Origin of the sequence: Enterobacter sp. T2, from assembly GCF_010692925.1 — a bacterium.
Taxonomy (GTDB): Bacteria; Pseudomonadota; Gammaproteobacteria; order Enterobacterales; family Enterobacteriaceae; genus Enterobacter; species Enterobacter kobei.
Genome location: NZ_CP048736.1, coordinates 1,962,784 through 1,988,348, shown reverse-complemented (window position 1 = coordinate 1,988,348; position 25,565 = coordinate 1,962,784). Strand labels below are relative to the sequence as shown.

General features: G+C 54.4%; 28 protein-coding genes. 15 read left to right on the top strand and 13 right to left on the bottom strand.

Features of this window, described 5'->3' with window-relative positions:
* The first annotated feature begins 34 nt into the window (after positions 1-34).
* A complete protein-coding gene (gene dtpA, locus G0034_RS09480; RefSeq protein WP_179120752.1) occupies positions 35-1,552 on the top strand; it encodes a dipeptide/tripeptide permease DtpA in 1,518 nt (505 codons plus the stop codon).
* A 96-nt stretch (positions 1,553-1,648) separates the two neighbouring features.
* Complete coding sequence (gene gstA / locus G0034_RS09475; RefSeq protein ID WP_179120751.1) at positions 1,649-2,254, top strand: glutathione transferase GstA; 606 nt, start codon at positions 1,649-1,651, stop codon at positions 2,252-2,254.
* Between the two features lie 77 nt (positions 2,255-2,331).
* On the opposite strand, the gene pdxY is transcribed toward gstA, so the two are convergent.
* The 5 genes from pdxY to anmK all read right to left on the bottom strand — a co-directional run bounded on the left by pdxY (position 2,332) and on the right by anmK (position 6,914).
* On the bottom strand, positions 2,332-3,192 hold the full coding sequence (gene pdxY / locus G0034_RS09470; RefSeq protein WP_045134970.1) for a pyridoxal kinase PdxY: 861 nt from the start codon (positions 3,190-3,192) through the stop codon (positions 2,332-2,334).
* Positions 3,193-3,258: 66 nt separating this feature from the next.
* The gene (gene tyrS, locus G0034_RS09465; protein WP_014883572.1) at positions 3,259-4,533 is read right to left on the bottom strand and encodes a tyrosine--tRNA ligase; all 1,275 of its coding nucleotides are present in this window, start codon (positions 4,531-4,533) and stop codon (positions 3,259-3,261) included.
* Between the two features lie 125 nt (positions 4,534-4,658).
* A complete protein-coding gene (gene pdxH, locus G0034_RS09460) occupies positions 4,659-5,315 on the bottom strand; it encodes a pyridoxamine 5'-phosphate oxidase (protein ID WP_008500575.1) in 657 nt (218 codons plus the stop codon).
* 57 nt (positions 5,316-5,372) lie between these two features.
* A complete protein-coding gene (gene mliC, locus G0034_RS09455; protein ID WP_014883571.1) occupies positions 5,373-5,696 on the bottom strand; it encodes a C-type lysozyme inhibitor in 324 nt (107 codons plus the stop codon).
* 93 nt (positions 5,697-5,789) lie between these two features.
* Positions 5,790-6,914: an anhydro-N-acetylmuramic acid kinase gene (gene anmK / locus G0034_RS09450; protein ID WP_014883570.1), complete on the bottom strand. Its 1,125-nt coding sequence runs from the start codon at positions 6,912-6,914 to the stop codon at positions 5,790-5,792.
* A gap of 255 nt (positions 6,915-7,169) precedes the next feature.
* Between anmK and slyB the strand changes: the two genes are divergently transcribed.
* Both slyB and G0034_RS09440 read left to right on the top strand, forming a co-directional pair.
* Positions 7,170-7,637, top strand: coding sequence for an outer membrane lipoprotein SlyB (gene slyB / locus G0034_RS09445; RefSeq protein WP_014883569.1), 468 nt, complete (start codon positions 7,170-7,172; stop codon positions 7,635-7,637).
* Positions 7,638-7,838: 201 nt separating this feature from the next.
* Positions 7,839-9,200: a sensor domain-containing diguanylate cyclase gene (locus G0034_RS09440; RefSeq protein ID WP_023332815.1), complete on the top strand. Its 1,362-nt coding sequence runs from the start codon at positions 7,839-7,841 to the stop codon at positions 9,198-9,200.
* A gap of 37 nt (positions 9,201-9,237) precedes the next feature.
* Here the strand turns inward: G0034_RS09440 and slyA are convergent, their stop codons facing one another.
* A complete protein-coding gene (gene slyA, locus G0034_RS09435) occupies positions 9,238-9,678 on the bottom strand; it encodes a transcriptional regulator SlyA (protein WP_032628878.1) in 441 nt (146 codons plus the stop codon).
* A gap of 186 nt (positions 9,679-9,864) precedes the next feature.
* On the opposite strand from slyA, the gene G0034_RS09430 reads away from it, so the two are divergent.
* Genes G0034_RS09430 through G0034_RS09420 form a run of 3 tightly spaced genes read left to right on the top strand, consistent with a single transcriptional unit; the run spans position 9,865 to position 12,997 of the window.
* Positions 9,865-10,101 carry a DUF1656 domain-containing protein gene (locus G0034_RS09430; protein WP_014883567.1) on the top strand — a complete coding sequence of 79 codons (237 nt, stop codon included), beginning with the start codon at positions 9,865-9,867 and terminating at the stop codon, positions 10,099-10,101.
* Between the two features lie 2 nt (positions 10,102-10,103).
* Entirely contained in the window at positions 10,104-10,964 is an 861-nt protein-coding gene (locus G0034_RS09425; RefSeq protein ID WP_014883566.1) for an efflux RND transporter periplasmic adaptor subunit, read from the top strand.
* The gene (locus tag G0034_RS09420) at positions 10,964-12,997 is read left to right on the top strand and encodes an FUSC family protein (RefSeq protein ID WP_048996067.1); all 2,034 of its coding nucleotides are present in this window, start codon (positions 10,964-10,966) and stop codon (positions 12,995-12,997) included. Before G0034_RS09425 ends, G0034_RS09420 begins: the two co-directional genes overlap by 1 nt.
* Here the strand turns inward: G0034_RS09420 and sodC are convergent.
* The 3 genes from sodC to G0034_RS09405 form a co-directional block, all read right to left on the bottom strand.
* Positions 12,976-13,494, bottom strand: coding sequence for a superoxide dismutase [Cu-Zn] SodC (gene sodC / locus G0034_RS09415; RefSeq protein WP_045282018.1), 519 nt, complete (start codon positions 13,492-13,494; stop codon positions 12,976-12,978). The genes G0034_RS09420 and sodC overlap by 22 nt on opposite strands.
* Before the next feature lie 80 nt (positions 13,495-13,574).
* Positions 13,575-14,471, bottom strand: coding sequence for an aldo/keto reductase (locus G0034_RS09410; protein ID WP_014883563.1), 897 nt, complete (start codon positions 14,469-14,471; stop codon positions 13,575-13,577).
* 48 nt (positions 14,472-14,519) lie between these two features.
* On the bottom strand, positions 14,520-14,759 hold the full coding sequence (locus tag G0034_RS09405) for a DUF1289 domain-containing protein (protein ID WP_014883562.1): 240 nt from the start codon (positions 14,757-14,759) through the stop codon (positions 14,520-14,522).
* Between the two features lie 149 nt (positions 14,760-14,908).
* On the opposite strand from G0034_RS09405, the gene eptA reads away from it, so the two are divergent.
* From eptA to rnt, 5 genes are all read left to right on the top strand, one after another.
* Complete coding sequence (gene eptA / locus G0034_RS09400; RefSeq protein ID WP_014883561.1) at positions 14,909-16,534, top strand: phosphoethanolamine transferase EptA; 1,626 nt, start codon at positions 14,909-14,911, stop codon at positions 16,532-16,534.
* Between the two features lie 41 nt (positions 16,535-16,575).
* Positions 16,576-17,175, top strand: a complete 600-nt coding sequence (locus G0034_RS09395; RefSeq protein ID WP_014883560.1) for a TetR/AcrR family transcriptional regulator — start codon at positions 16,576-16,578, stop codon at positions 17,173-17,175.
* Between the two features lie 53 nt (positions 17,176-17,228).
* Positions 17,229-18,326 (top strand): alkene reductase, encoded by a 1,098-nt coding sequence (locus G0034_RS09390; protein ID WP_014883559.1) that lies wholly within the window; start codon positions 17,229-17,231, stop codon positions 18,324-18,326.
* Positions 18,327-18,426: 100 nt separating this feature from the next.
* Positions 18,427-18,834: a lactoylglutathione lyase gene (gene gloA / locus G0034_RS09385; protein ID WP_179120750.1), complete on the top strand. Its 408-nt coding sequence runs from the start codon at positions 18,427-18,429 to the stop codon at positions 18,832-18,834.
* A gap of 95 nt (positions 18,835-18,929) precedes the next feature.
* A complete protein-coding gene (gene rnt / locus G0034_RS09380) occupies positions 18,930-19,580 on the top strand; it encodes a ribonuclease T (RefSeq protein WP_023332811.1) in 651 nt (216 codons plus the stop codon).
* A 44-nt stretch (positions 19,581-19,624) separates the two neighbouring features.
* Here the strand turns inward: rnt and grxD are convergent, their stop codons facing one another.
* Positions 19,625-19,972, bottom strand: a complete 348-nt coding sequence (gene grxD / locus G0034_RS09375) for a monothiol glutaredoxin 4 (protein WP_003832760.1) — start codon at positions 19,970-19,972, stop codon at positions 19,625-19,627.
* Positions 19,973-20,310: 338 nt separating this feature from the next.
* Between grxD and G0034_RS09370 the strand changes: the two genes are divergently transcribed.
* Both G0034_RS09370 and sodB read left to right on the top strand, forming a co-directional pair.
* Entirely contained in the window at positions 20,311-21,084 is a 774-nt protein-coding gene (locus tag G0034_RS09370; protein WP_014883556.1) for a C40 family peptidase, read from the top strand.
* Positions 21,085-21,206: 122 nt separating this feature from the next.
* On the top strand, positions 21,207-21,788 hold the full coding sequence (gene sodB, locus G0034_RS09365) for a superoxide dismutase [Fe] (RefSeq protein ID WP_032636815.1): 582 nt from the start codon (positions 21,207-21,209) through the stop codon (positions 21,786-21,788).
* 39 nt (positions 21,789-21,827) lie between these two features.
* Here the strand turns inward: sodB and G0034_RS09360 are convergent, their stop codons facing one another.
* Together G0034_RS09360 and cydH are read right to left on the bottom strand one after the other, a co-directional pair.
* Positions 21,828-22,994 (bottom strand): MFS transporter, encoded by a 1,167-nt coding sequence (locus tag G0034_RS09360; RefSeq protein WP_014883554.1) that lies wholly within the window; start codon positions 22,992-22,994, stop codon positions 21,828-21,830.
* 163 nt (positions 22,995-23,157) lie between these two features.
* Positions 23,158-23,247 carry a cytochrome bd-I oxidase subunit CydH gene (cydH, locus tag G0034_RS09355; protein ID WP_179120749.1) on the bottom strand — a complete coding sequence of 30 codons (90 nt, stop codon included), beginning with the start codon at positions 23,245-23,247 and terminating at the stop codon, positions 23,158-23,160.
* Between the two features lie 297 nt (positions 23,248-23,544).
* Here cydH and purR point away from each other — a divergent pair, with 297 nt between their 5' ends.
* Positions 23,545-24,570: an HTH-type transcriptional repressor PurR gene (gene purR / locus G0034_RS09350; RefSeq protein ID WP_014883552.1), complete on the top strand. Its 1,026-nt coding sequence runs from the start codon at positions 23,545-23,547 to the stop codon at positions 24,568-24,570.
* Positions 24,571-24,587: 17 nt separating this feature from the next.
* Here purR and punR read toward each other — a convergent pair whose 3' ends face one another.
* A complete protein-coding gene (punR, locus tag G0034_RS09345; RefSeq protein WP_179120748.1) occupies positions 24,588-25,499 on the bottom strand; it encodes a DNA-binding transcriptional activator PunR in 912 nt (303 codons plus the stop codon).
* Positions 25,500-25,565: the final 66 nt, after the last annotated feature.

The window sequence follows — 25,565 nt, the reverse complement described above, 5'->3', positions numbered from 1 at the left end:
CCCGTTAATATGGGATGTAAAAAAAGAGGTATATGTGTCGACTGCAAACAATAAACCAACAGATGAAAGCGTGAGTCTTAACGCTTTTAAACAACCGAAAGCGTTTTATCTCATCTTCTCTATCGAGTTATGGGAGCGTTTTGGTTACTACGGCCTGCAAGGGATCATGGCGGTTTACCTGGTAAAACAGCTGGGTATGTCCGAAGCCGATTCCATCACGCTGTTCTCCTCCTTCAGTGCCCTCGTATACGGCCTGGTTGCTATCGGCGGCTGGCTGGGTGATAAAGTTCTCGGCACCAAACGTGTCATCATGCTGGGCGCCATTGTTCTGGCGATTGGCTATGGGCTGGTCGCATGGTCTGGCCATGACGCCGCAGTGGTGTATATGGGTATGGCGACCATTGCTGTCGGTAACGGATTGTTTAAAGCGAACCCGTCTTCCCTGCTCTCTACCTGTTACAGCAAAGATGACCCACGTCTGGACGGTGCATTCACCATGTACTACATGTCCATCAACATCGGTTCATTCTTCTCCATGCTGGCAACACCATGGCTGGCCGCTAAATTCGGCTGGAGCGTGGCGTTTGCGCTGAGCTTCGTGGGTATGCTGATCACCGTAGTGAACTTCTTGTTCTGCCGCAACTGGGTCAAAGACTACGGTTCAAAACCCGATTTCGAACCCGTCCATATGGGTAAACTGCTGGCGACCATCGTGGGCGTTGTGATTCTGGCGGCAATCGCCACCTGGCTGCTGCACAACCAGGGTATCGCACGTGCGGTGCTGGGCGTGGTTGCGCTGGGTATCGTGGTCATCTTCGCGAAAGAAGCGTTCGCGATGCAGGGTGCTGCGCGCCGTAAGATGATTGTGGCCTTCATTCTGATGCTGGAAGCGATTATCTTCTTCGTACTGTACAGCCAGATGCCAACCTCTCTGAACTTCTTCGCCATTCGTAACGTTGAGCACTCTATCCTGGGTATCGCGTTTGAGCCGGAGCAGTATCAGGCACTGAACCCGTTCTGGATTATGATTGGCAGCCCGATTCTGGCAGCTATCTATAACAAGATGGGCGACCGTCTGCCAATGCCGCACAAGTTTGCGATTGGTATGGTGCTGTGCTCCGGTGCGTTCCTGGTGCTGCCGCTGGGTACGAAATTTGCGACCGACGCCGGTATCGTCTCCGTAAACTGGCTGATTCTGAGCTATGCGCTGCAGTCTATCGGCGAACTGATGATCTCCGGTCTGGGCCTGGCGATGGTGGCACAGCTGGTTCCACAGCGTCTGATGGGCTTCATTATGGGTAGCTGGTTCCTGACCACTGCCGGTGCAGCAATTATCGCAGGTAAGATTGCGAACCTGATGGCCGTGCCGGAAAACGTCACTGACCCACTGGTCTCCCTGAATGTCTACGGCACCGTGTTCATGCAGATTGGTATCGCGACAGCGGTGATTGCAGTTCTGATGCTGCTGACCGCGCCGAAACTGAATCGTATGACTCAGGACGACGACAAGACGGCCAAGGCAAGCGAAACCGCGACTGCGCAAGATTATTGAGAAACGACTGTTGAGAAGCCGCTAATGCATTAGCGGCTTTTTTTTTGCCTGTTCGCGCACTAACATAGCTGAAACCTCAGCAAAAAGGAGTTACCGATGAAACTGTTCTACAAACCGGGCGCGTGCTCTCTTGCTTCCCATATCACCCTGCGCGAGAGCGGCAAAGATTTCACGCTCGATGGCGTTGATCTGATGAAAAAGCGTTTGGAGAATGGCGATGATTTCCTTGCCATTAACCCGAAGGGACAAGTTCCAGCGCTGTTGCTGGATGACGGAACTCTGCTGACAGAAGGCGTTGCCATCATGCAATTCCTGGCGGACAACGTACCGGATCGCCAGCTTCTTGCCCCCACCGGCAGCATTGCACGTTATAGGACCCTGGAGTGGTTAAACTATATCGCTACCGAGTTACATAAAGGCTTTACTCCCCTGTTCCGCCCGGATACGCCGGAAGAGTACAAACCGACCCTGCGCGCGCTTCTTGAGAAAAAGCTGCAGTATGTAAACGCGTCGCTGAAAGACGATCAGTGGATTTGTGGTTCCCGTTTCACGATTGCCGATGCCTATCTGTTTACCGTGCTGCGCTGGGCGCGGGCGGTTAAGCTCAATATGGAAGGGTTAGACCATATTACATCGTATATGACCCGTATGGCGGAGCGCCCTGCTGTGGCTGCGGCCCTGAAAGCGGAAGGTCTTAGCTAATATCGCCCGGCGGTGCTTCGCTTGCACGGGCCTACGGGTTTTGTAGGCCGGGTAAGCGCAGCGCCACCCGGCATCGTTTAAAGCCGGGTGGCGCTGAAATAGTGCTCCGGCTTCGCAATACGATCCTGTGCCGCGACTACCTGAAGTTCATATTCCTGCATCTCTTTCGTCGCAATCATGATTTCGTACACCGCCGCAGTCACATGCTCAAGCGCGTCTCTGACCGTTGCACCCTGCAGCAGTTTCACCAGCAGCAGACCGCTGGTCACATCCCCCACTCCCACTGGCTGACGCAGGCTAAAATCCACCAGCGGACGGCTAATATGCCAGGCGTCATCTTTCGTCACCAGCAGCATCTCAAAACGCGACTGGCTCAGCCCGGCGCGGGCGAGATGTTTTACCAGTACAATCTCTGGCCCCTGGGCTATTAGCTCGCGAGACGCGCTTACCGCCTCTTCTACGCTGTTAACCGGGTGCTCGCAGAGGATCTCCAGCTCAATAAGGTTTGGCGCAATGATATCGCTGGCAGGCAGCGCATGGCGAACGTGAAACTCTGCAACACCGGGCGCTACGATACAGCCTTTCTCCGGGTGTCCCATGACGGGGTCGCAGAAGTATTTTGCCGCCGGGTTCGCTGCTTTCACCTGACGCACAATGCCAAGGATGTGCTCCCCCTGCTCGGCTGAGCCCAGATAACCGCTCAGAACGGCGTCACAGCGTTTGAGCTGGTCAATATCCGCAATGCCCTGAACCACCTCGGTGAGGTGCGAGGGCGGCATCACGCAGCCGGCCCATTTACCATATTGCGTGTGGTTGGAAAACTGCACGGTGTTGAGGGGCCAGACGTTAGCACCGAGGCGGCGCATCGGGAATTCCGCTGCACTGTTGCCCGCATGGCCAAAAACAACGTGGGACTGAATGGCGAGGATGTTCTTCATCTTTTTCTTACCAAACCCTGAAAAAACAAAAAGGGCGTGGTTTCCCACGCCCCTGGAGACTGTTAATTATTTCCAGCAAACAAGGCAGTAATTTTTCTTACCGCGGCGCAGCAGCGTGTAGCGTCCATACAGACGGTCGCCGTCAACGAAGGTGTATTCCGGGTCAGCCTGTTTCTCACCGTTGATGGTGATCGCGTTAGACGCGATGGTTTTACGCGCCTGTCCGCGAGACGGCTGCAGCTCGGAGTCCACCAGCGCCTGCATCAGGTCAGCCCCTTTTTCCATCTCAACCATCGGCACGCCGTCCTGCGCCAGCTGTTCGAAGTCCGCTTCGCTCAGATCGCTCAGCGTACCGTTGAACAGGCTTGCCGTAATGCGTTTCGCCGCCGCCAGACCTTCTTCACCGTGAACCAGTTTGGTCACTTCATCGGCCAGCACATACTGTGCACGCGGTGCTTTACCGCTGTTTTTGTCTTCTTCTTCCAGCGCATTGATGTCTGCAATATCCATGAAGGTGAAGAACTTCAGGAAGCGGTAAACATCGGCGTCCGCCGTGTTGATCCAGAACTGGTAGAATTTGTACGGACTGGTTTTCTTCGGATCCAGCCACACCGCGCCGCCTTCCGTTTTACCGAATTTGGTGCCATCTGCTTTGGTGATCAGTGGAACCGTCAGGCCGAAGACCTGGTTCTGGTGCAGGCGACGGGTCAGATCGATACCGGACGTGATGTTACCCCACTGGTCAGAACCACCAATCTGTAGGGAAACGCCATGCAGTTTGTTCAGGCAAGCAAAGTCATAGCCCTGCAGCAGGTTATAGGAGAACTCGGTAAAGGAGATACCCTGATCGTCACGGTTCAGGCGCTGCTTCACCGCTTCTTTGTTAATCATCTGGTTAACAGAGAAGTGCTTGCCAATATCACGCAGGAAGGTCAGCACGTTCATGCTGCCAAACCAGTCATAGTTGTTGGCAGCAATGGCAGCGTTATCGCCGCAGTTGAAGTCAAGGAACGGTGCAACCTGTTTGCGGATCTTATCCACCCACTCCTGCACGGTATCTTCGGTATTCAGTTTACGCTCAGCGGCTTTAAAGCTTGGGTCACCAATCAGACCGGTTGCACCACCCACCAGAGCAACAGGCTTATGGCCCGCCATCTGGAAGCGTTTCAGGCATAACAATGGAACAAGATGCCCCAAATGCAAGCTGTCAGCGGTGGGATCGAAGCCGCAATAGAGCGCGATCGGGCCTTGCGCCAGTCGCTCTGCTAACGCTTCCTCGTCCGTCACCTGGGCCACGAGGCCCCGCTCTTGCAATTGTTTAATCAAGTTACTGCTTGCCATCAAATTCTCCATGTATAAACGACTGCACCTTTGCCGGTACACGACTTTTCGCCTGATGCGAAAGGACCATAGAATAAAGCGCAAGCGCGGTGTGCGCTAGCGCTTAAATCAACAAATTTCGGGGATTACGGTGCCAGTCTGTCGATTTTCCAGCCGCCATTCTCGCGCTGGTATAAAAAGCGGTCGTGCAGGCGATGTTCACCGCCCTGCCAGAACTCAATCTGCTCAATCGGGATACGGAAGCCGCCCCAGAAGCTTGGCAGTGGGATTTCCCCCTGCTGGAACTTCTGTTTCAGTTCCAGGAACTTGCTCTCCAGGACACCGCGGGCAGAGATTCGGCTGGACTGTTTTGAAACCCAGGCACCAATCTGGCTGTCACGCGGACGGCTGTGGAAATATTTCACCACTTCAAGGGTCGAGAGACGTTCCGCTTTGCCGGTGACCATGACCTGACGTTCCAGCATGTGCCAGGGGAACAGCAGGCTGATGCGCGGATTGTTTTCTAAATGGTGCGCTTTGCGGCTGCCGAGGTTGGTATAAAACACCAGCCCTTTCTCATCATAATGCTTGAGCAGGACGATGCGCTGATACGGTTGACCGTTTTCATCTACCGTTGCGACAACCATGGCCGTTGGGTCGGCCAGTTTCGCTTCACAGGCCTGTTTCAGCCAGCGTTCAAAAAGCACGAGGGGTTCAGCGGGAAGATCCTGGCGACGCAGGCCGCCTTTGGTGTATTCACGGCGCAGATGCGCAATTTGCTGCAGTTCGTCGTTATCTGACATGGCGTTAGCTGACGTTGAGATTGGGTGGCGCTATTGTGCGCCGCCCCTGTAAAAATCTCAACGCTTCGGATTTTCAAGCTGGCAATTGTTCAGCACGATGCGGTCGCGTTTGTAGACCGTGGCGCTATCCCCTTTCGACCAGAAGACGTAGATACCGTCGGAATAACGTGCCCCGGAGGCCGACATGCCCTGCTTGAGGGTCAGCAGTTTATTGTCATAAACAAAACTGGCTTCCTGACGTGGATTATTCAGCTTCACGGTCAGCGGTTTTTCATCGCAGCGATACTCCAGCGTATCGGTCTGCATACGCTCAAGGAACTGGTTGTAGACGCTGCATCCTGACAGCAATAAAGGCGCGACAATAAGAAGAATTTTTTTCATGGGCGTATTCCGAAGACTTTCCTGGTCCTGGAGGGCATGGCTGCCCTCCTGTTTCATTCCATTCTAACGACGAGACGCCGCGCTGAATTTCAGTTAACTCTGATTATGACGAGGATTTGCCGGGTAAATCGCCCCGAGGACGCTGGCCTCGCGCGCGCCGGTCACCGACGGTAAATTACCCGGAAGCCCGGCGATGGTGCGCCAGGCAAGCCAGGCGAAAGCCAGCGCTTCCATATCATCCCCACTGATACCCGCCTCGTCTGTCGTCGTCACTTCCGTCCCCGGCAGTAACGCGGCCAGACGCGCCATCACAAGCGGATTTCGGCTTCCACCGCCGCACACCAGCAGGCGTTCGCATCCGCCGCTGAGAAGTACCTGCTCAGAGATCGACACCGCCGTTAATTCGGCAAGCGTCGTCTGGACATCTTGCGGAGCCAGTGCCGGGAATGGCGCCAGCTGACGTTCAAGCCAGCCAACGTTGAAGTATTCACGCCCCGTGCTTTTCGGCGCCGGTAAAGCAAAGTAGGGATCGCTGAGCATCGACTGCAACAGCGGGAGAATCACTTTACCCTCGCTCGCCCACTCGGCGTTTTTATCATAGGGTTGCCCGCACTGCCGCCAGATCCAGGCATCCATTAACATATTACCTGGACCGGTATCGTAGCCGCGGACAGGCTGCCCGGGAATGAGCATTGACAGGTTGGCAATTCCGCCGATATTCAGCACCATCCGGCGTTCTGAAGGGTGTGCCAGCAGCGCCTGATGGAAAGCGGGCACCAGCGGTGCCCCCTGGCCGCCAAGCGCAATATCGCGACGACGGAAATCGCCGACGACCGTGACGCCCGTCTTCGCCACAATCTGGTTGTTATCACCGATTTGCATCGTATGCGGCGCATCACCAACCGGCTCATGCCAGACGGTCTGTCCATGGCATCCGATGGCAACCACATCCTGCGGTCGAAGATTTTCTTTTTGCATTAACGCCTGTACCGCATCAGCAAACAGTGCTCCCAGGCGGACGTCAAGTTGCCCTAGCTGAGAGAGCGTCAATTGCTGCCCCTGACAGATACTCAGAATATCCTCTTTCAGTGAAATGGGAATGGGCCAGGTCAGGCTCGCCTGCTGAGCGACCATACGTTCATCAATGGCGGCCAGAACGACATCTACCCCATCCAGACTGGTGCCCGACATCACACCAATGTAGCGACCCGATTTCATGCGCTTTCCTTACGTTGCGTGGGCTAAGGTTATCCACTCAACCATAAACAGCACGGCTTTGCCATCCAGCGATAATATTTTTTAACAATGTCATGCGGGTGACATGAGCAGAACCTGTTTATGTCTCGTTAAGTCAAATTCAAGTACAATTTTCTTATTGTTAGTGCAAAGATATGAACTATGGCCCCTTATGCCATATAATTTAGCCATAACGGATGCCTCCAATTGGGCGTTTTTGGTGAACAGGAGATTCAAATGATTGTACGTGTACTGGGCGTTTCGCTGATTGGTTTAACCCTGGCTGGCTGTGTGAATGACAGCTCACTGTCTGGCGACGTTTACAGCGCTTCTGAAGCAAAACAGGTTCAGAGCGTGACTTACGGTACCGTTGTTAACGCCCGTCCTGTACAAATTCAGGGTGGCGATGACAACAACGTTATGGGCGCAATCGGCGGTGCTGTTCTGGGTGGTTTCCTCGGGAATACCGTTGGCGGCGGTACAGGCCGTTCTCTGGCGACCGCTGCGGGCGCTGTGGCGGGTGGTGTTGCAGGCCAGGGCGTTCAGGGTGCAATGAACAAAACGCAGGGTGTTGAGCTGGAAATTCGTAAAGACGACGGCAGCACCATTATGGTTGTTCAGAAACAGGGGAATACCCGTTTCTCTGCTGGTCAGCGTGTCGTGCTGGCAAGCAACGGAAGCCAGGTGACCGTTTCCCCACGTTAATTAAAACGGGATGTGGCTATCAGGCCACATCCCTTTACAATATATATCATTTTCATGAATATATTTACAAAATATATTCACCCCTCCCATTATTTACCGAACCGTATATTGTTTCTGCGCAAAGTAATTATTGTTTCAATTGATTAGACTCTTCGCTATTACCTCCTGTTCATTCATCTTTAATTATTTAAAAAAATTTATATGCTTGCGAATCGTCTTACCGTAAAAGGTCGTTATCTCTCGTTCTGTTTCGGTTGTGTTATTGTCATCGGAATATTACAGGGTTTATTTTCAAAACTGGTTGAATGGGTACCTTCCTTTTCGCCGCTGTTGTTCCCCACGCTCACCATTTTTTTACTGGTATTTCACCTGTTTATTGCCTGTTTTATGGCAATGAAATACTGGTGTGATAAGAGGCGTCTGTATCTGGTTGCCATCGCTTTTGCCTTTGCCGGTTCGGCATTGCTGATGGTTGGAACGCTGTCCAGTTTTCCCGCCTGGCTGGATCTCTACCAGTTCAACGTCGTGAACTATAACGATGCGATGATCTACTATATGTTCCGCCATCTCATCATGGCGGTCCTGTTCATCGCTTCGGCCCTGCTGTTTCCCCTGCGTAATCAGCCCCTTTCGCGGCTGACGCATATCGCTATCGTCAGCACGACATTTCTTTTTACTGCCGGTGGCGTGATGGTGGCGTGGATGTATTCCAGCCATTTTGATTTTTTATCCCTCGATCTGGTTGATAATGAAACGCGGCAGTTTATGGTTCTCTGGAGCCACAGCATTAATATTTCTTTAATTGTCCTCTGGGTGGTGACATTAGCAACGCTGATGTTTATGACGCGCGTACGTAATCTGTTCTGGGTGACCGGTAATTTTCTTTGTGTCTGCTATATCGTCACGCTCTTGATGCTGTTATTGGGTGGGCATGCCGAAGACATATCGTGGTATCGCGCACGGTTATTTGAAACCGTCGCCACGCTGCTGATTATTTTTGTTCTGCTCTGCGATGTCTTCAGCTTGTACCGTGAATCGCATTCAAAGTATCAACAGTCGTATCAGAATTCGATTCGCGATCCGCTTACGCGCCTGTATAACCGCAGCTATTTTTATGAATCGTTAAATCAGGCGCTGGCTGTCGCAAAATCCAGCCGCCCTGTTTCGGTTATCGTCAGCGATCTCGATCGCTTCAAGCGCATCAACGACAACTATGGTCACCTGCAGGGGGACAAAGTCTTACAGTTTGTCGCCAATCTGCTGGTGGATTCCGTGCGCCCGCAGGACATCGCGGCGCGTATCGGTGGTGAAGAGTTTGTCCTGATGCTGGCAAATACCCCTTCAGACGCAGCATGCCAGGTGGCGGAACGCATACGGCTGAAGCTGAGCAGCTTTGATAAAACCACCAGCGAAGGTCAGCTACCGGAGCCCATTACCATCAGCATGGGTGTGTTTACGGCAACATCATCGTCCGTGACCGCAGAGGAGTGCGTGGAAAGCGCCGATAAAGCGATGTATGAAGCGAAAGAGACTGGCCGAAACCGCGTCGTTGTCTTTAGGTAGGAAAAAGGCCTTGCAGATGCAAGGCCTTGTTGTCTGGTCAGTCGCGAGACTGCAGCTCGTGGATGTTCTGCTCAAGGCGAGAAATGAGGCTGATGAGCATTTCCAGCTCCGCCGGTGAAACGCCTGAAAGGATTTCACCGCGCGTTTTGGTAATCACAGCTTCCATTTCGGTAATAATGGGCGCTGCTTTCTCAGTGAGTTTAATCCGCTTGGCGCGACGATCGCTGGCGCATGTTTGCCGGGAGATCAGCCCCTTCTCTTCCAGTTGATCAAGCGTACGCACCAGCGACGGTTGCTCAATACCTATCGCTTTTGCCAGTTGAATTTGCGACTGGTCAGGCGGCAACTGATGAATGTTGTGCAGCGTGACCCAATGCGTCTGTGTCAATTCCAGAGGTTTCAGGCGATGGTCAATCAGAGCACGCCAGACGCGTACCAACCTTGCCAGATCAGAACCTAATGGCGATTCCAATTTCATCTCCTTATAATTAGCTTGCTAAGTTATTATACTGATTTTAGAATAGTGTGCAGCATTTGTATTGGCAAAACAAATGCAATACTGCATTCATCTAACTCAAAAGTATGACTTACACTGAATTCTGATGCTTCTTTATACTCAGACAAGCCAACGCGGCATTCTGTTCACTGCAAAGGATCTCTGCTTGTGACCTTTTTTCATCGCTCAGAGGGTTTACCCCTCCAGGACCTGATCTTCGGTGCGTCAGTCTACTTTCCTCCCCTGTTTAAAGCCGTGCTGGTGGGCTTTATCCTCTGGCTCGTTGCGCACCGCCTGCTTCGCGACTGGATGTATTCCGGCGAAATCTGGCATCCCATGTTGATGGATCTCTCCCTGTTCGCCCTCTGTGTCAGTCTGGGCCTTGCTGTTTTGACCGTGTGGTGAATATGCCTCTGAAAACGCTGAAGTACTTTTCCACCCTGTTTGTCCTGGTCCTCGCGCTGATCGCCGGCTGGTGGCTCTGGAATTTTTATATGCAGTCCCCCTGGACGCGTGACGGCAAAGTTCGCGCCGAGCAGGTCAGCATCACCCCGCAGGTGTCGGGAAGTATTACCACGCTCCTGGTGAAGGATAACCAGTATGTTAAAAAGGGAGAGGAACTGTTCCGTATCGACGATACCCCCTACCATATTGCCGTTCTGAATGCCCAGGCGCAGCTGGCGAAAGCCCAGTCAGACCTGGCGAAGGCCAATAACGAAGCCAATCGCCGCCGTCACTTATCGCAAAACTACATCTCAGCGGAAGATTTGGATACCGCCAACCTTAACGTCAAGGCCATGCAGGCAAGCGTCAACGTAGCCCAGGCGACGCTTAAGCAGGCACAATGGGAACTGACCCAAACCGTCATTACTGCACCTGTAGATGGATGGGTGACTAACCTCTCTGCCCGGGTGGGTAACTACGCCACCACCGGCCAGCCTGTTTTTGCCCTTGTCGACAGCCACTCCTTCTACGTGGTGGGCTATTTTGAAGAGACCAAGCTTCGCCACATTCGCGAGGGTTCACCTGCGGCCATTACCCTTTACAGCGGTTCGCAAACGTTACAGGGTCACGTCTCCAGCATCGGTCGCGCCATTTACGATCAAAGCGTTGAAACGGATTCCGGCCTCGTACCGGACATAAAGCCGAACGTCCCCTGGGTGCGCCTGGCTCAACGTGTGCCTGTGCGTGTGGAGTTTGACCGTTTACCCGAGGGCATCACGCTGGTATCCGGCACCACCTGCACCGTCTCCATCGGGAGCCGTTAATGAAGCTGCAGGCGCTCTCCTGGCAAAACACGCCGTGGATGAAAGCGACGCGTCCTCAGTGGCGCTACGCGCTGCGTAATGGCATCGCCATGTGTCTGGCGCTGACGGTCGCCTATTACCTGAATCTTGACCAACCCTACTGGGCGATGACCTCAGCCGCGGTGGTGAGTTTCCCTACCGTTGGCGGAGTGATCAGCAAAAGCCTTGGCCGCATCGCGGGGAGTCTGTTAGGCGCCACCGCGGCGTTAATTATCGCGGGGCATACGCTGAACGATCCGTGGCTATTCCTGCTGAGCATGGCGGCGTGGCTGGGATGTTGTACCTGGGCCTGCGCCCATTTCACCAATAACGTGGCCTACGCTTTCCAGTTAGCGGGCTATACCGCGGCCATCATTGCCTTCCCGGTCGTCAATGTGCTCGATACCACCGAACTGTGGGATATTGCACAGGCGCGCGTCTGTGAGGTGATTGTCGGGATCCTCAGCGGCGGGTTTATGATGATGATCCTGCCCAGCACCTCCGACGGTACGACGCTGATTACCGCGCTGAAGACCATGCATACCCGGTTGCTGGAACATGCAAGCCTGCTGTGGCAACCGGATACAAGTGATGACATCCGTCTCGCGCATGAAAAGGTTATCGGGCAGATCCTGACCATGAACCTGTTGCGCATACAGGCTTTCTGGAGTCATTACCGTTTTCGTCGTCAGAACACGCTGCTCAACTATTTGCTGCACCAGCAGCTGCGTATGACCAGCGCCATCTCCAGCCTGCGCCGGATGCTGCTCAACTGGCCAACGCCCCCTGAAAATACCCGCGCCGTCATTGAGACGCTGCTCGCAACGCTTGCGCGTCCTGACGCGGATATTTACACCGTCGCGAAGATCATCGCCCCGCTCGCCCCGACGGATGAGTATGATTATCGCCATCGCGCATTCTGGCAGCGCCTGAATTACTTTTGCCGGTTATATCTGCGCAGTAGCCGCTGGATTAACGCCGTCGAGAATGCCACGCCGGTAACGGAATTTAATGTTCCCGGCAGCCCGGCTCTCGCCCGGCATACCGATTATCTGGAAGCACTGTGGAGTGGTTTTCGCACTTTTTGTGCGCTGACGCTGGTTGGGGCGTGGAGCATCACCACGCAGTGGGAATCCGGTGCCGCGGCCCTGACGCTTGCCGCCATCAGCTGCGTGCTTTACTCCGTCGCGGCCTCGCCGTTTAACTCTCTTACGCTACTGCTGCGCACGCTGGTACTCCTGTCATTGTTCAGTTTCGCCGTGAAGTTTGGCCTGATGGTGCAGATAAGCGATCTCTGGCAGTTCCTGCTGTTCCTGTTTCCGCTGTTAACGACGATGCAACTCCTCAAGCTGCAAATGCCGAAACTGGCGGGCCTGTGGGGCCAGCTGATTGTCTTTATGGGCTCGTTTATCTCCGTGATGAATCCGCCGGTGTATGATTACGCCGATTTTCTCAATGATAACCTGGCAAAGATCCTGGGCGTGGGGCTGGCATGGCTCGCATTTGCGGTATTGCGTCCCGGCTCTGATGCACGTAAGAGCCGACGACATATCAGGGAATTACGCAGAGGGTTTGTCGACCAGCTCAGCCGCAAACCGCATCTGCGTGAAAGCGAGTATGAATCGCTGGTGTATCACCATGTCAGCCAGCTCAATAACAGCCATGACGCGCTTTCCCGCCGCTGGCTGCTGCGCTGGGGCGTGGTGCTGTTGAACTGTTCGCATGTGGTCTGGCAACTTCGCGCATGGGAAACGCGGTCCGACCCGCTGTCGCAGGTGCGCGATGTTTGCATTTCCCTGCTACGCGACGTGATGAGTGAACGCGGTGTCCAGCAGCGGCCTCTGGAGGTCACGCTGGCTGAACTGCAACGGATCTGCGATACCCTCGCGCATCACCATCTTCCCGCAGCCCGTGATTTAGCCTCAATCATCTGGCGCCTGCACTGCTCGCTGTCGCAGCTGGAACAGGCTCCCCCACCGGGCACCATTGGAGATCAGATCACGCCGCAGGCATAACGTGCCCCGCCGCCGCCAAGCGGTTTAGGCTGATCGGACATGTTATCGCCGCCCACATGGATCATCAGCGCTTTGCCTTTTACTTCATCCAGTTTTTTCAGGCGCGGGGCCATGACCGGATCGGTGGCTTTACCGTCATTGTTCACCACCAGCACCGGCAGATCGCCAAGGTGCCCCATACCGTCTGGCCCTTCATGTTTGCCTGAATGTTGCGGATCGAGATGCCCCCCGGCGGCTTCCGCCGCGGACGGTTTACCCTCTTTCATGGCAGGCTGGCAGCTTCCTTTGGCATGAACATGAAAGCCGTGTTCGCCGGGCGGGAGTGCTTTGAGATTGGGCGCGAATTCCAGCCCCTTGTCGGTCTCAGTGATTTTCACCGTCCCGATAGACTGACCCACACCCTGAGAGGTGACGAGATTCATTTCCACTTCGTCGCTGGCTGCCTGCGCTCCTGCGCAAACAACCAGCGTGACCAATGCCAGAGCAAAACGCTTCATATGACCTCCGCGGGTTATTTTTTGCCCCTTAAGTGTATACCAGAGGCAAAGATTTCACCGGAAAGTCAGATTATGGCGGTTTAAGGCACGTCGTAACCCAGCGCGGCTTTGCGGATGCGGAACCACTGCTGACGTGTCATCTCCAGCTCTTCCGCGGCCAGTGCGGAACGAACGCGTTCGATTTTTCCGGAGCCAATAATCGGCAGCGGTTTTGACGGCAGACGCAGGATCCACGCATACACCACCTGTTCAATGCTCTCCGCGTTCAGCTCACGGGCGATGGTTTCCAGTTCATTGCGCAGCGGCTGGAACGCCTCATCATTAAACAGGCGTCCGCCTCCCAGGCAGGACCAGGCCATCGGGCGAATACGCAGCTGTTGCAGCTGGTCGAGCGTACCGTCCAGCAGCAGCGGCTGATGGACAGGGGAAATTTCCACCTGGTTAGTGGCCAGGGTAAACGGCAGCCGAGACTGAAGCAGTGCAAACTGTGCCGGGGTAAAGTTTGAGACGCCGAAGTGACGCACTTTCCCACTCTGATGCAGATGCAGGAAGGCTTCCGCCACCTCATCGGCGTCCATCAGCGGGTCTGGGCGGTGAATCAGCAGCAGGTCGATGCGATCCGTCGCCAGATTGACCAGCGACTGCTCAGCGCTCTTGATGATATGCGCGCTGTCGGTGATGTAATGGCCGAGGGCGTGCTCAGGTTTTGCGGTGGTGGCAATCCCACACTTCGTGACGATCTCCATGCGGTCGCGGAGTGCCGGAACAAGCTTGAGCGCCTCGCCAAATGCGGCTTCACACAGGTAGCCACCGTAAATATCCGCATGATCGACGGTCGTGACCCCTAAATCGATATGCTCTTCAATAAAGCTCGCCAGCTGGAGGGGGGACATATTCCAGTCCATCAGGCGCCAGTAGCCCATCACAAAACGGGAGAATTCTGGCCCCTGGGGGGCAAGGGTAATTCGCTGAACCATAACATTTTCCTCAAGGACGTGATGTCATGAGTATACGCAATTACCGTGTTAAAACAGTGAAGGTTGCTGAGGTTCTTCGGTCTCAGCGGCTTTGTTTGCGCGGATTTTGCGCAGAAGTCGCTGCCGGCACAGCCGGAGCACCTCCTGTTTTTGCGTGTCGCTGAAGTTTTGCCAGTTAAAGCGCTCGTCACGGGTGCGCATGCACCCGCGGCAATATCCGCGTTCATCTACCTGACAAATACCCCGGCACGGGCTCTGGATGGGGAAAAACTCCAGTTGCTCTGCCACACTGACCTCCGCATGACCACTCTCATCTACAGTGAAGACGCTAAACGCGTCAGGTGCAAGGGCTTTACCACAGTTTTGTGGCATTAAGGTTTCACTAATCTTCCCTCTCTATACTCAGCCCATCATCATAAGAACAGGTTTTTCGATCGATGCAGTTAATCAAAAAGTTACAATGTAACGATATTAAATTTACTCTGGGCTGTGCACTCTTTTTTACCCTGCTGAACGGGCTGTTTATCCAGCGCAGCTGGGCCATTATTGCCCCTGCGCATCTGCACGACATTCTCTTTGCCGCGTCCGTGCCGGTGGTGCTGTTTTGTGGCTGGGTAATTGTTTTTAGCCTGCTCAATATCCCGTACATCCGTAAGCCGCTGCTGATCGTTTTAACTGTCGGTTGCGCTGCGGCAACCTATTTTATGTATACCTACGGCGCGGTCATCGATCAGAACATGATCGTCAACGTGTTCGAAACCAACTCTCAGGAAGCCACCGCCCTGGTGACCCCGCAGATGATTCTGTGGATTGTTGTTGCTGGCCTCGTGCCCTCCGTGGTGCTGGCTCTCACCCGAATTCGTACCGGAAAATGGTGGTACGCGCTGCTGACGCGCGTAGCCGCGATGCTGGGCGCTCTGCTGGTGATCATCCTGATTGCCGCACTGTTTTATAAAGATTACGCGTCGCTGTTCCGCAATAACAAAAGCATCGTCAAAATGGTTACCCCGGCGAACTATGTCAGCGCCGTGGTGAAGTACAGCAAAATGCGCTGGTTTGCCGGCGATCAAACGCTGGTGCGCATTGGCGAAGATGCGCATAAAGGCTCGCTGATTGCGGGTCAGCAAAAGAAAACCGTTCTGGTGCTTGTCGTCGGCGAAGCCTCTCGCGCGGCAAACTACTCCCTGAACGGTTACGGGCGCGAAACCAACCCCGAGCTGAAAAAGCAGGACGTGATTAACTTCCCGCAGGCCTCTTCATGTGGCACCGAAACCGCGGTTTCCGTTCCCTGCATGTTCTCCGGCATGACGCGCAGCAAATACGATGCCGACCTGGCTCGGCATCAGGAAGGGCTGCTTGACGTGCTCAGGCACGCGGGCGTCAACCTGCTGTGGCGCGATAACGACGGCGGCTGTAAAGGCGCCTGCGATCGCGTGCCTCATACCGACATGACGCAGTGGAATCTGGATCAGTTCTGTAAAGACAAATCCTGTATTGACGATGTGAACTTCTACCGTCTGGACAACGTGCTGGATGGCGTGAAGCAAGATACGGTGCTGGTTATCCACCTGATGGGCAGCCACGGTCCGGCGTACTATCGCCGTTACCCGGACAATTTCCGTAAATTCACCCCAACCTGCGACACGAACGAAATTCAGGATTGCGATCATCAGGCGCTGATGAACACCTATGACAACACCATCCTGTATACCGACAGCATGGTCAGCAAAACCATTGACGCACTGAAAGCCCGTCAAGCGAACATGAACACCGCCCTGATTTATTTGTCAGACCACGGTGAATCGCTGGGTGAAAGCGGTATTTACCTGCACGGTACGCCATACATGCTGGCACCCGAGCAACAAACGCACATCCCGTTTATGTTCTGGCTATCGCCGGATTATGCAAAAAACTTTGGCATCAACGCGCAGTGCTTACGCGACTATGCGGCAAAAAATGCGGTTTCGCAGGACAATTTATTCTCAACGGTGCTGGGTATGATGGACATTAAATCAAAGGTTTATCAACAGCAGCTGGATATTCTGAATGGTTGTCGGCAGTAAACAGGCTTGCATTAGACCGAACGGTCTATTAGAGTGAGGCCATGAGCAGAAATACTGAACACGATACCCGCGAACATCTACTGGCGACTGGCGAGCGGCTTTGCATGCATCGCGGTTTCACCGGCATGGGGTTAAGCGAGCTATTAAAAACTGCTGAGGTACCGAAGGGGTCGTTTTATCACTACTTCCGGTCCAAAGAGGCGTTTGGCGTGGCGATGCTGGAGCGGCACTATGCGGGCTACCATCAGCGTCTCGCGACCCACTTCGCCACGGGTGAAGGTAACTATCGGGATCGTGTTCTTAACTACTATCAGGAAACGCTGAATCAGTTCTGTCAGCAGGGCATTATCAGCGGATGCCTGACGGTAAAACTGTCTGCCGAAGTGTGCGATCTCTCCGAAGATATGCGCACGGCGATGGATAAAGGTGCCAGCGGTGTTATCGCCCTGCTGGCCCAGGCGCTGGAAAAAGGCCGCAATGAAAAAACGCTGGCCTTTTCGGGTGAGCCTCTGACTCAGGCGCAGGTGTTATACGCGCTATGGTTAGGCGCTAACCTGCAGGCCAAGATTTCGCGCAGTGCCGTGCCGCTGGAAAGCGCGCTGGCACATGTGAAAAACACAATTACTGCGCCTGGCATTTAACAGGCGTTTTTATTTATCTTATTACTAGTCGACTGGTCTACTCAGGAGTCTTTATGTCAGCTGAAAAATTATTTACCCCCTTAAAAGTGGGTGCCGTTACCGCGCCAAACCGCGTGTTCATGGCTCCGCTTACCCGTCTGCGCAGCATTGAGCCGGGTGACATCCCCACCCCACTGATGGGTGAATACTATCGTCAGCGCGCCAGTTCCGGCCTGATCATCACCGAAGCTACGCAGATTTCTGCTCAGGCTAAAGGTTATGCGGGTGCGCCGGGGCTGCACAGCCCAGAACAGATCGCCGCATGGCAGAAAATTACCGCGGGCGTGCATGCTGAAGAGGGACGCATTGCCGTCCAGCTGTGGCACACCGGGCGTATCTCCCACAGCAGCATTCAGCCTGGCGGCCAGGCACCGGTTTCAGCCTCTGCCCTGAATGCTAACACCCGCACCTCACTGCGTGATGAAAACGGTAACGCGATCCGCGTCGATACCTCAACGCCGCGCGCCCTGGAGCTGGATGAGATCCCGGGTATCGTGAACGATTTCCGTCAGGCCGTGGCCAACGCCCGTGAAGCAGGTTTTGATTTGATTGAGCTGCACTCCGCGCACGGTTACCTGCTGCACCAGTTCCTGTCACCGTCATCTAACCAGCGTACCGACCAGTATGGCGGCAGCGTCGAGAACCGCGCCCGTCTGGTGCTGGAAGTGGTTGATGCCGTATGCCAGGAGTGGAGCCCGGATCGTATCGGCATTCGCGTCTCCCCGATCGGTTCTTTCCAGAACGTCGACAACGGCCCGAACGAAGAAGCGGATGCGCTCTATCTGATTGAAGAGCTGGCAAAACGCGGTATCGCCTATCTGCACATGTCTGAGCCAGACTGGGCCGGCGGTAAACCTTATACGGAAGCCTTCCGTCAGAAAGTGCGTGAGCGCTTCCACGGGGTGATCATCGGTGCGGGTGCCTATACGCCTGAGAAAGCGGAAGACCTGATCGGCAAAGGGCTGATCGATGCCGTTGCGTTTGGCCGCGACTATATCGCCAACCCGGACCTGGTCGCCCGCCTGCAACAGAAAGCCGCTCTGAACCCGCAGCGTCCTGAAAGCTTCTACGGCGGCGGCGCTGAAGGTTACACCGACTACCCTTCTCTCTAATCTCACCATTGTTCATTGATAGCGGCGACACTTCGCCGCTATACTAAAACATCGTTTCTGTTCAAAAAAATATTCAAATCCATTGGTTAATGAGGAAATTATGCGCCTACTTCACACCATGCTGCGCGTTGGCGATCTGCAACGTTCTATTGATTTCTACACTAACGTACTGGGCATGAAACTGCTGCGCACCAGCGAAAACCCGCAATACAAATACTCGCTGGCGTTCGTGGGTTACGGCCCGGAAACGGATGAAGCGGTGATTGAGCTGACCTATAACTGGGGCGTGGACAGCTATGACCTGGGCAACGCCTACGGCCATATCGCGCTGGAAGTGGACAACGCAGCCGAAGCGTGCGAACGCATCCGCAGCAACGGCGGTAACGTCACCCGTGAAGCGGGTCCGGTTAAAGGCGGCACCACTGTGATTGCATTTGTGGAAGATCCGGACGGTTACAAAATCGAGCTGATTGAAGCCAAAGATGCCGGTCGTGGTCTGGGCAACTGATCCCTCAGGGCGCAATATGCGCCCGTAGTTTTACTGCATCACCCCGCAAAATTTGCCATAATGCGCTCTGCTTTTTCCCCTTGTAAGAGACCCTGATGTCCGATAACGCTCAATTTAGCGGTCTGTGCGACCGTTTTCGTGGTTTTTATCCCGTTGTCATTGATGTAGAAACAGCCGGATTTAACGCTAAAACCGATGCGCTGCTCGAAATTGCCGCCATCACGCTGAAGATGGATGAACAGGGCTGGCTTACACCAGACACCACGCTGCATTTCCACGTTGAACCTTTCGAAGGGGCAAACTTACAGCCGGAAGCGCTGGCCTTTAACGGTATCGATCCGCATAACCCACTGCGCGGTGCGGTAAGCGAATATGATGCGCTGCACGCCATTTTTAAAATGGTGCGTAAAGGCATGAAAGAGAGTAACTGCAGCCGCGCCATCATGGTGGCGCATAACGCCACCTTCGATCACACCTTTACCATGGCCGCAGCGGAGCGCGCCTCGCTCAAACGCAACCCTTTCCACCCGTTTGTGACCTTCGACACGGCAGCACTGAGCGGTCTGGCGCTGGGGCAAACGGTGTTATCAAAAGCCTGTATTACGGCGGGTATTGAATTTGACGGCACGCAGGCGCACTCGGCTCTGTATGACACGGAGCGCACCGCAGAGCTGTTCTGTGAGATCGTCAACCGCTGGAAGCGACTGGGCGGCTGGCCGCTGCCGACAGGTGACAGCGAAGAATAAAAAAAGCGACCTTAACAGGTCGCTTTTTTATTTGCGCAGCAAACTTACTCTGCGTCCGGCTCTTCGGTTTTGTACTTCGCCGCGGTCTCTTTGATCAGCTGCTGCAGTTCACCGCGCTGATACATTTCAATCAGGATATCGCAGCCGCCTACCAGCTCACCGTCTACCCACAGCTGCGGGAAGGTTGGCCAGTTAGCGTATTTTGGCAGCTCAGCACGGATGTCCGGGTTCTGCAGGATATCAACGTAAGCAAAACGCTCACCACAGGCTGAGAGCGCCTGAACCGCTTGCGCGGAGAAGCCGCAGCTTGGCAGCTTCGGAGAACCTTTCATATACAGCAGAATCGGGTTTTCAGCGATCTGGCGCTGGATTTTTTCAATAGTGGTGCTCATGTCTTGCTTCCTTTAACTTCTGTTACGGCAATAGTCTGACATTGTAGCGGGTCAGGCTGGCATCGGAAAATAACATTTTCGTCACGTTTATACATTTTACCGCGACTCTACAAAAGTTGCATTGCAAATGGTGTTTAACCCTGCGGCAGTCAGGGTTTTGCTTAGGGAGTGAACAATTGTGCGACAGAACGATGAATTTTTTTGCACTTGCTAACGAAACAGGTTTTTAGATTGAAAAATGCTATTAACTTCTCGGGTTTTTATGGATTAGAATCGACGGGCTTTGTAAATCACTCGCGGGTATTATTGATGACCTGCATTTATCAGGGGACTGCCCAGTGGCGCGGATAACAAAAATCTCGATCACGCTCTGTGCTTTACTGTTTACATCACTCACTCTCACGCCAGTGGCAAACGCCTCTCAGCAGGCGCGGCATTCTGCTGTACAAAAAAGCCATCTGGTAAAAGCCACAGAACGTAAGAAAAAAACCACCACAAAGAACGAAAAGAAAAAGACGACCACCAAGACGACACAAACCGCTTCCAGCAAGACCAAAACAAAATCTTCCCGCACTGCCCACACCACCAAAAGTAAAACTTCGCTGACCGCTGCTAACCTCGTCACTGAAAAATGCATTACGCGTAAAGGCCACAAAGCGAAATGCACCAAAGTCACGAAAATCGCGGAAGTACATAAAGTCCGTGTACAGAAAGCGCAAAAAACCGCGATGAATAAACTGATGGGGCAAATTGGCAAACCTTATCGCTGGGGTGGCAGTTCGCCACGAACCGGCTTCGACTGTAGCGGCCTGGTCTATTACGCCTATAAAGATCTGGTTAAGTTCCGCATTCCGCGTACCGCTAATGAGATGTACCACCTGCGCGACGCCTCTCCGGTGAGCCGTGGTGAGCTGGAAAACGGCGATCTGGTCTTCTTCCGCACGCAAGGCCGCGGCACGGCTGACCATGTGGGTGTCTATGTCGGCAACGGGAAATTTATCCAGTCACCGCGCAGCGGCCAGGATATTCAGATCACCTCCCTGAGTGAAGACTACTGGGTACGTCACTACGTCGGCGCACGTCGCGTGATGACGCCGAAAACTATTCGCTAACCCCTGCCCTGCCGCATCCGTGGCAGGGTAAGTTCCTCTTTTGCATACCCTTTCAATTTGCTATCCTGTCCTTGTTGTCTGTGTGGTTATTGGCAACGCTAAATACAATAAGGAGAGAAGCAATGTCGTTCGAATTACCTGCACTACCGTATGCAAAAGACGCCCTGGCACCGCACATTTCTGCGGAAACCCTGGAATACCATTACGGCAAACATCACCAGACGTATGTCACCAACCTGAACAATCTGATCAAAGGCACCGATTTCGAAGGCAAAACGCTGGAAGAGATCGTCCGCAGCTCAGAGGGTGGCGTATTTAACAACGCGGCTCAGGTGTGGAACCACACCTTCTACTGGCACTGCCTGGCACCCAATGCCGGTGGTGAACCTGCCGGTGAACTGGCTTCCGCGATTAACGCCGCCTTTGGCAGCTTCGCCGATTTCAAAGCGAAGTTTACGGATGCCGCCATCAAGAACTTCGGCTCTGGCTGGACGTGGCTGGTAAAAGAAGCGGATGGCAAACTGGCAATCGTGTCCACCTCTAATGCAGGCACCCCGCTGACCACCAGCGCTACGCCGCTGATGACCGTGGACGTGTGGGAGCACGCTTACTACATTGATTACCGTAACGCGCGCCCGAACTACCTGGAGCACTTCTGGGCACTGGTCAACTGGGACTTCGTCGCGAAGAACTTCGCCGCGTAAGAGAGACGCAGAAGGGGTCCCCCTTCTGCGTTATTTTTATTATTCCGCCGTGCAAACGGCTTCTGGCTGTTTCCGGCCGGACATCATCACCAGCAGCAGACCGAGCGCGGCAATAATCGCCCCCATCACCGGCACAAAGCTGTATCCCAGACCGCCAGAAATGACGGCGCCGCCAGCCGCAGCACCCAGGGCGTTCCCCAGGTTAAACGCACCGATATTCACCGAAGAAGAGAGTCCCGGCGCCTCGTGGGCGACACGCATCACGCGCATCTGCAGCGGCGGCACCACGGCGAAGGTGGCCGCGCCCCAGACAACCATCGCGATGGCCGCGCCAAACTCGTTACGCGCCAGCCACGGAATCGCGATCATGATGGCAATCAGCAAGGTTAAAAAGCCTTTCAACGTTCCGGTCACTGAACGGTCGGCAAATTTCCCGCCAAGGTAGTTACCCATTGAGAACCCTACGCCAATCAATACCAGCATCGCGGTAATAAAGATTGGGGTTGCATGGGTGATATCGTGCAGCACCGGTGAAATGTAGGTATAGAGCGTAAACATCGCCCCGGCCCCCAGCACGGTGGTCAGCAGTGCAGAAAGCACCTGCGGGCGCACCAGTACCGACAGCTCTTTGCGCACGTCCGGACGTTCACCCGCGCTGCCTTTCGGCAGGGAGAAGAACAAGGCCACCATCGCCACCACGCCCAGCCCGGCGGTTGCCAGGAATGACATACGCCAGCCGATCGCTTCACCCAGCCAGGTCGCAGCCGGTACGCCGCCAATGTTGGCAATCGTCAGCCCCATAAACATGGTCGCCACGGCGCTTGCCTGCTTATGTTTCGGCACCACGCTTGCGGCCACGACCGAGCCCAGCCCAAAGAACGCGCCATGGTTCAGGCTGGTCAAAATGCGCGACAGCATCAGGGTGGTGTAGTCAGGTGAAATGGCAGAGAGCACGTTGCCCAGGGTGAAAATCGCCATCAGGAAAATCAGCGCATTACGGCGCGCGCGGTGTGAAAGCAGTAGCGTCATCAGCGGCGCCCCCACCATCACGCCGATGGCATAAGCGCTGATTAACATCCCGGCCGCAGGGATCGAGACATCCACGCCCCGGGCGATAACAGGCAGTAACCCCATCGGGGAGAATTCGGTGGTGCCAATCCCAAAAGCGCCAATCGCCAGGGCCAGCAGGGGAAAATTGATTTTCATGCGTCAACTCCGGATGCCGTGTCATGTCGTGACACAGAACAAAGAAGCGGAAAGCATGACATCAATCACAAAAAATGAGAAGTTAACAAAATGGCAAAAGATTTTTGCCTGAGAAGTAACAATCCGGTAAACCGGGAGGGAGAAGATTCTCCCTCCGCGTAAATCAGTGCAGCGCAGCCGTCAGGCCAGCCGCCACAATCAGCGCCAGCACAACGATGGTGGTGAACAGCGAAAACTTCAGATCGGAATTCATCAATTTTTCTCCTTTTAATCCCCCCACGAAAAGTGAGCTTGCTCATTTTTGCACAGTTTACGTCAAAAATCTTCCCGGATTTAAGCTGATAACCACTTTACCTCTTCCCCTTTTCATCAAGATAGGACAAAATTCCACGCTAAATTTATTAGCGTACCGGCCATTGACCCCCTCCTGACGTCCCGTGTCGTTTTCCTGGCGTACCGCAATCTAAAATTGCGTGATAAGGGTGAGAGAAGGCAAACGTTTACCTTCAAGTATTTCAGGAGTTTAGGATATGGTCTGGAGTGACATTTAATGGCAACAATTAAAGACGTAGCAAAACGCGCAAACGTTTCCACTACAACCGTATCACATGTAATTAACAAAACCCGCTTTGTGGCGGAAGAGACGCGCAACGCCGTCTGGGCAGCGATCAAAGAGCTGCACTACTCGCCAAGTGCGGTTGCGCGCAGCCTCAAGGTGAATCACACCAAATCGATTGGTCTGCTGGCGACCAGCAGCGAAGCGGCCTATTTTGCTGAGATCATTGAAGCGGTAGAGAAAAACTGCTTCCAGAAAGGCTATACCCTGATTTTGGGCAACGCGTGGAACAGCATTGAAAAACAGCGAGCCTATCTCTCCATGATGGCGCAGAAGCGCGTGGATGGTCTGCTGGTGATGTGTTCCGAGTACCCGGAATCCGTACTGTCGATGCTTGAAGAGTATCGGCATATCCCGATGGTGGTGATGGACTGGGGTGAAGCCCGTGCGGATTTCACGGATTCCGTTATCGACAACGCCTTTGAAGGCGGCTATATGGCGGGCCGTTATTTGATCGAACGCGGTCATCGTGAGATTGGCGTGATCCCGGGTCCGCTTGAGCGTAACACCGGCGCAGGTCGTCTGGCTGGCTTTATGAAAGCGATGGAAGAAGCACTGATCACCGTGCCAGAAAACTGGATCGTACAGGGTGACTTTGAGCCGGAATCAGGCTACCGCGCGATGCAGCAGATTGTCTCCCAGCAACATCGTCCTACCGCCGTTTTCTGCGGGGGCGACATCATGGCGATGGGCGCGCTCTGTGCGGCCGATGAGCTGGGTCTGCGCGTCCCGCAGGACATTTCCGTGATCGGCTATGACAACGTGCGCAACGCGCGCTTCTTTACCCCTGCGCTGACCACCATTCACCAGCCGAAAGATTCGCTGGGTGAAACGGCCTTCAACATGCTGCTCGACAGGATCGTCAACAAACGTGAAGAGTCGCAGTCCATTGAAGTCCACCCGCGCCTCATCGAACGCCGTTCCGTTGCGGATGGTCCGTTCCGCGACTACCGTCGTTAATCGCTTTACGGAGCCAGTCACACTGGCTCCCGTAACCATTCCCGGTTAAGCGTTTCGCTGTCCCCCAGATAATCCAGCAGCCAGGCCATAGCAGGTGAAACATCATTTTGTTGCCAGGTCAGGCAGCAAGCCGCATCCGGGAACGGATTCTCCAGCGTCAGTTCAACCCACTCGCCGGTGTCGATTCGCGGGCGCGCAAAATGAACGGGCACCATCGCGACGCACAGCCCTGCACTGAGGCAGGTCGCCGACGAGTCCCAGTCCGGGGCGACCACGCGACGCTGGTTATCCAGCAGCCAGGTGATACGCTTGGGCAGCGAGCGGGAGGTGTCCTCCAGCACCAGCGACGGCCAGTTACGCAGGGTATCGTCGCTTAACGGCCCCTCCATGGCCGCCAGGGGATGATCGCGTGCCACTACGCATTTCCAGCTCAGCATCCCCATATCGCGAAAGGCGTAGCGTCCCCCAACCGGAATCGCCTGCGTCGCCCCAATCGCCATTTCTACCCTGCCGTCCGACAGCGCGTCCCACACGCCGTTGAACACTTCCTGCGAAACACGCAACTCAACGTCAGAAAAATGACGATAGAAATCGACGATCATTTGCCGGGTGCGCTCCGGCTTCACGATATTATCGACCGCGATGGAAAGATGCCCCCGCCAGCCGTTAGCGATCTGCTGACACTGTTCGCGGGTGATCTGCATTTTTTTGATAACAGAACGCCCTTCTTTCAAAAACCACGCCCCGGCAGGCGTTAATTCCACATCACGATGTCGCCGTTCAAACAGCGGAACGGCCAGCCACTCTTCTAGCTGACGCACCGTATAGCTGATTGCCGACGGGACGCGGTGCAACTCCTGCGCTGCACCGCTAAAGCTGCCGTTACGCGCGACAGCATCGACCACTTCAAGAGAATAATCTGACCACATTTTCTGCCTGCAAAAAATTTGAATGCACCCGCCAAATATTAGCGTTTCACAAGCCGCTTTGCACTC

Coding starts and splice junctions, on each gene's coding strand:
- G0034_RS09395 (WP_014883560.1), top strand. CDS start 16,576: ATGAGCAGAAATACTGAACACGATACCCGCGAACATCTACTGGCGACT.
- cydH (WP_179120749.1), bottom strand. CDS start 23,247: ATGAATTCCGATCTGAAGTTTTCGCTGTTCACCACCATCGTTGTGCTG.
- sodB (WP_032636815.1), top strand. CDS start 21,207: ATGTCGTTCGAATTACCTGCACTACCGTATGCAAAAGACGCCCTGGCA.
- eptA (WP_014883561.1), top strand. CDS start 14,909: ATGCAGTTAATCAAAAAGTTACAATGTAACGATATTAAATTTACTCTG.
- gloA (WP_179120750.1), top strand. CDS start 18,427: ATGCGCCTACTTCACACCATGCTGCGCGTTGGCGATCTGCAACGTTCT.
- pdxH (WP_008500575.1), bottom strand. CDS start 5,315: ATGTCAGATAACGACGAACTGCAGCAAATTGCGCATCTGCGCCGTGAA.
- grxD (WP_003832760.1), bottom strand. CDS start 19,972: ATGAGCACCACTATTGAAAAAATCCAGCGCCAGATCGCTGAAAACCCG.
- G0034_RS09360 (WP_014883554.1), bottom strand. CDS start 22,994: ATGAAAATCAATTTTCCCCTGCTGGCCCTGGCGATTGGCGCTTTTGGG.
- gstA (WP_179120751.1), top strand. CDS start 1,649: ATGAAACTGTTCTACAAACCGGGCGCGTGCTCTCTTGCTTCCCATATC.
- rnt (WP_023332811.1), top strand. CDS start 18,930: ATGTCCGATAACGCTCAATTTAGCGGTCTGTGCGACCGTTTTCGTGGT.
- slyA (WP_032628878.1), bottom strand. CDS start 9,678: ATGAAATTGGAATCGCCATTAGGTTCTGATCTGGCAAGGTTGGTACGC.
- G0034_RS09390 (WP_014883559.1), top strand. CDS start 17,229: ATGTCAGCTGAAAAATTATTTACCCCCTTAAAAGTGGGTGCCGTTACC.
- G0034_RS09425 (WP_014883566.1), top strand. CDS start 10,104: ATGCCTCTGAAAACGCTGAAGTACTTTTCCACCCTGTTTGTCCTGGTC.
- G0034_RS09440 (WP_023332815.1), top strand. CDS start 7,839: ATGCTTGCGAATCGTCTTACCGTAAAAGGTCGTTATCTCTCGTTCTGT.
- G0034_RS09410 (WP_014883563.1), bottom strand. CDS start 14,471: ATGGTTCAGCGAATTACCCTTGCCCCCCAGGGGCCAGAATTCTCCCGT.
- G0034_RS09420 (WP_048996067.1), top strand. CDS start 10,964: ATGAAGCTGCAGGCGCTCTCCTGGCAAAACACGCCGTGGATGAAAGCG.
- tyrS (WP_014883572.1), bottom strand. CDS start 4,533: ATGGCAAGCAGTAACTTGATTAAACAATTGCAAGAGCGGGGCCTCGTG.
- purR (WP_014883552.1), top strand. CDS start 23,545: ATGGCAACAATTAAAGACGTAGCAAAACGCGCAAACGTTTCCACTACA.
- pdxY (WP_045134970.1), bottom strand. CDS start 3,192: ATGAAGAACATCCTCGCCATTCAGTCCCACGTTGTTTTTGGCCATGCG.
- mliC (WP_014883571.1), bottom strand. CDS start 5,696: ATGAAAAAAATTCTTCTTATTGTCGCGCCTTTATTGCTGTCAGGATGC.
- punR (WP_179120748.1), bottom strand. CDS start 25,499: ATGTGGTCAGATTATTCTCTTGAAGTGGTCGATGCTGTCGCGCGTAAC.
- anmK (WP_014883570.1), bottom strand. CDS start 6,914: ATGAAATCGGGTCGCTACATTGGTGTGATGTCGGGCACCAGTCTGGAT.
- slyB (WP_014883569.1), top strand. CDS start 7,170: ATGATTGTACGTGTACTGGGCGTTTCGCTGATTGGTTTAACCCTGGCT.
- sodC (WP_045282018.1), bottom strand. CDS start 13,494: ATGAAGCGTTTTGCTCTGGCATTGGTCACGCTGGTTGTTTGCGCAGGA.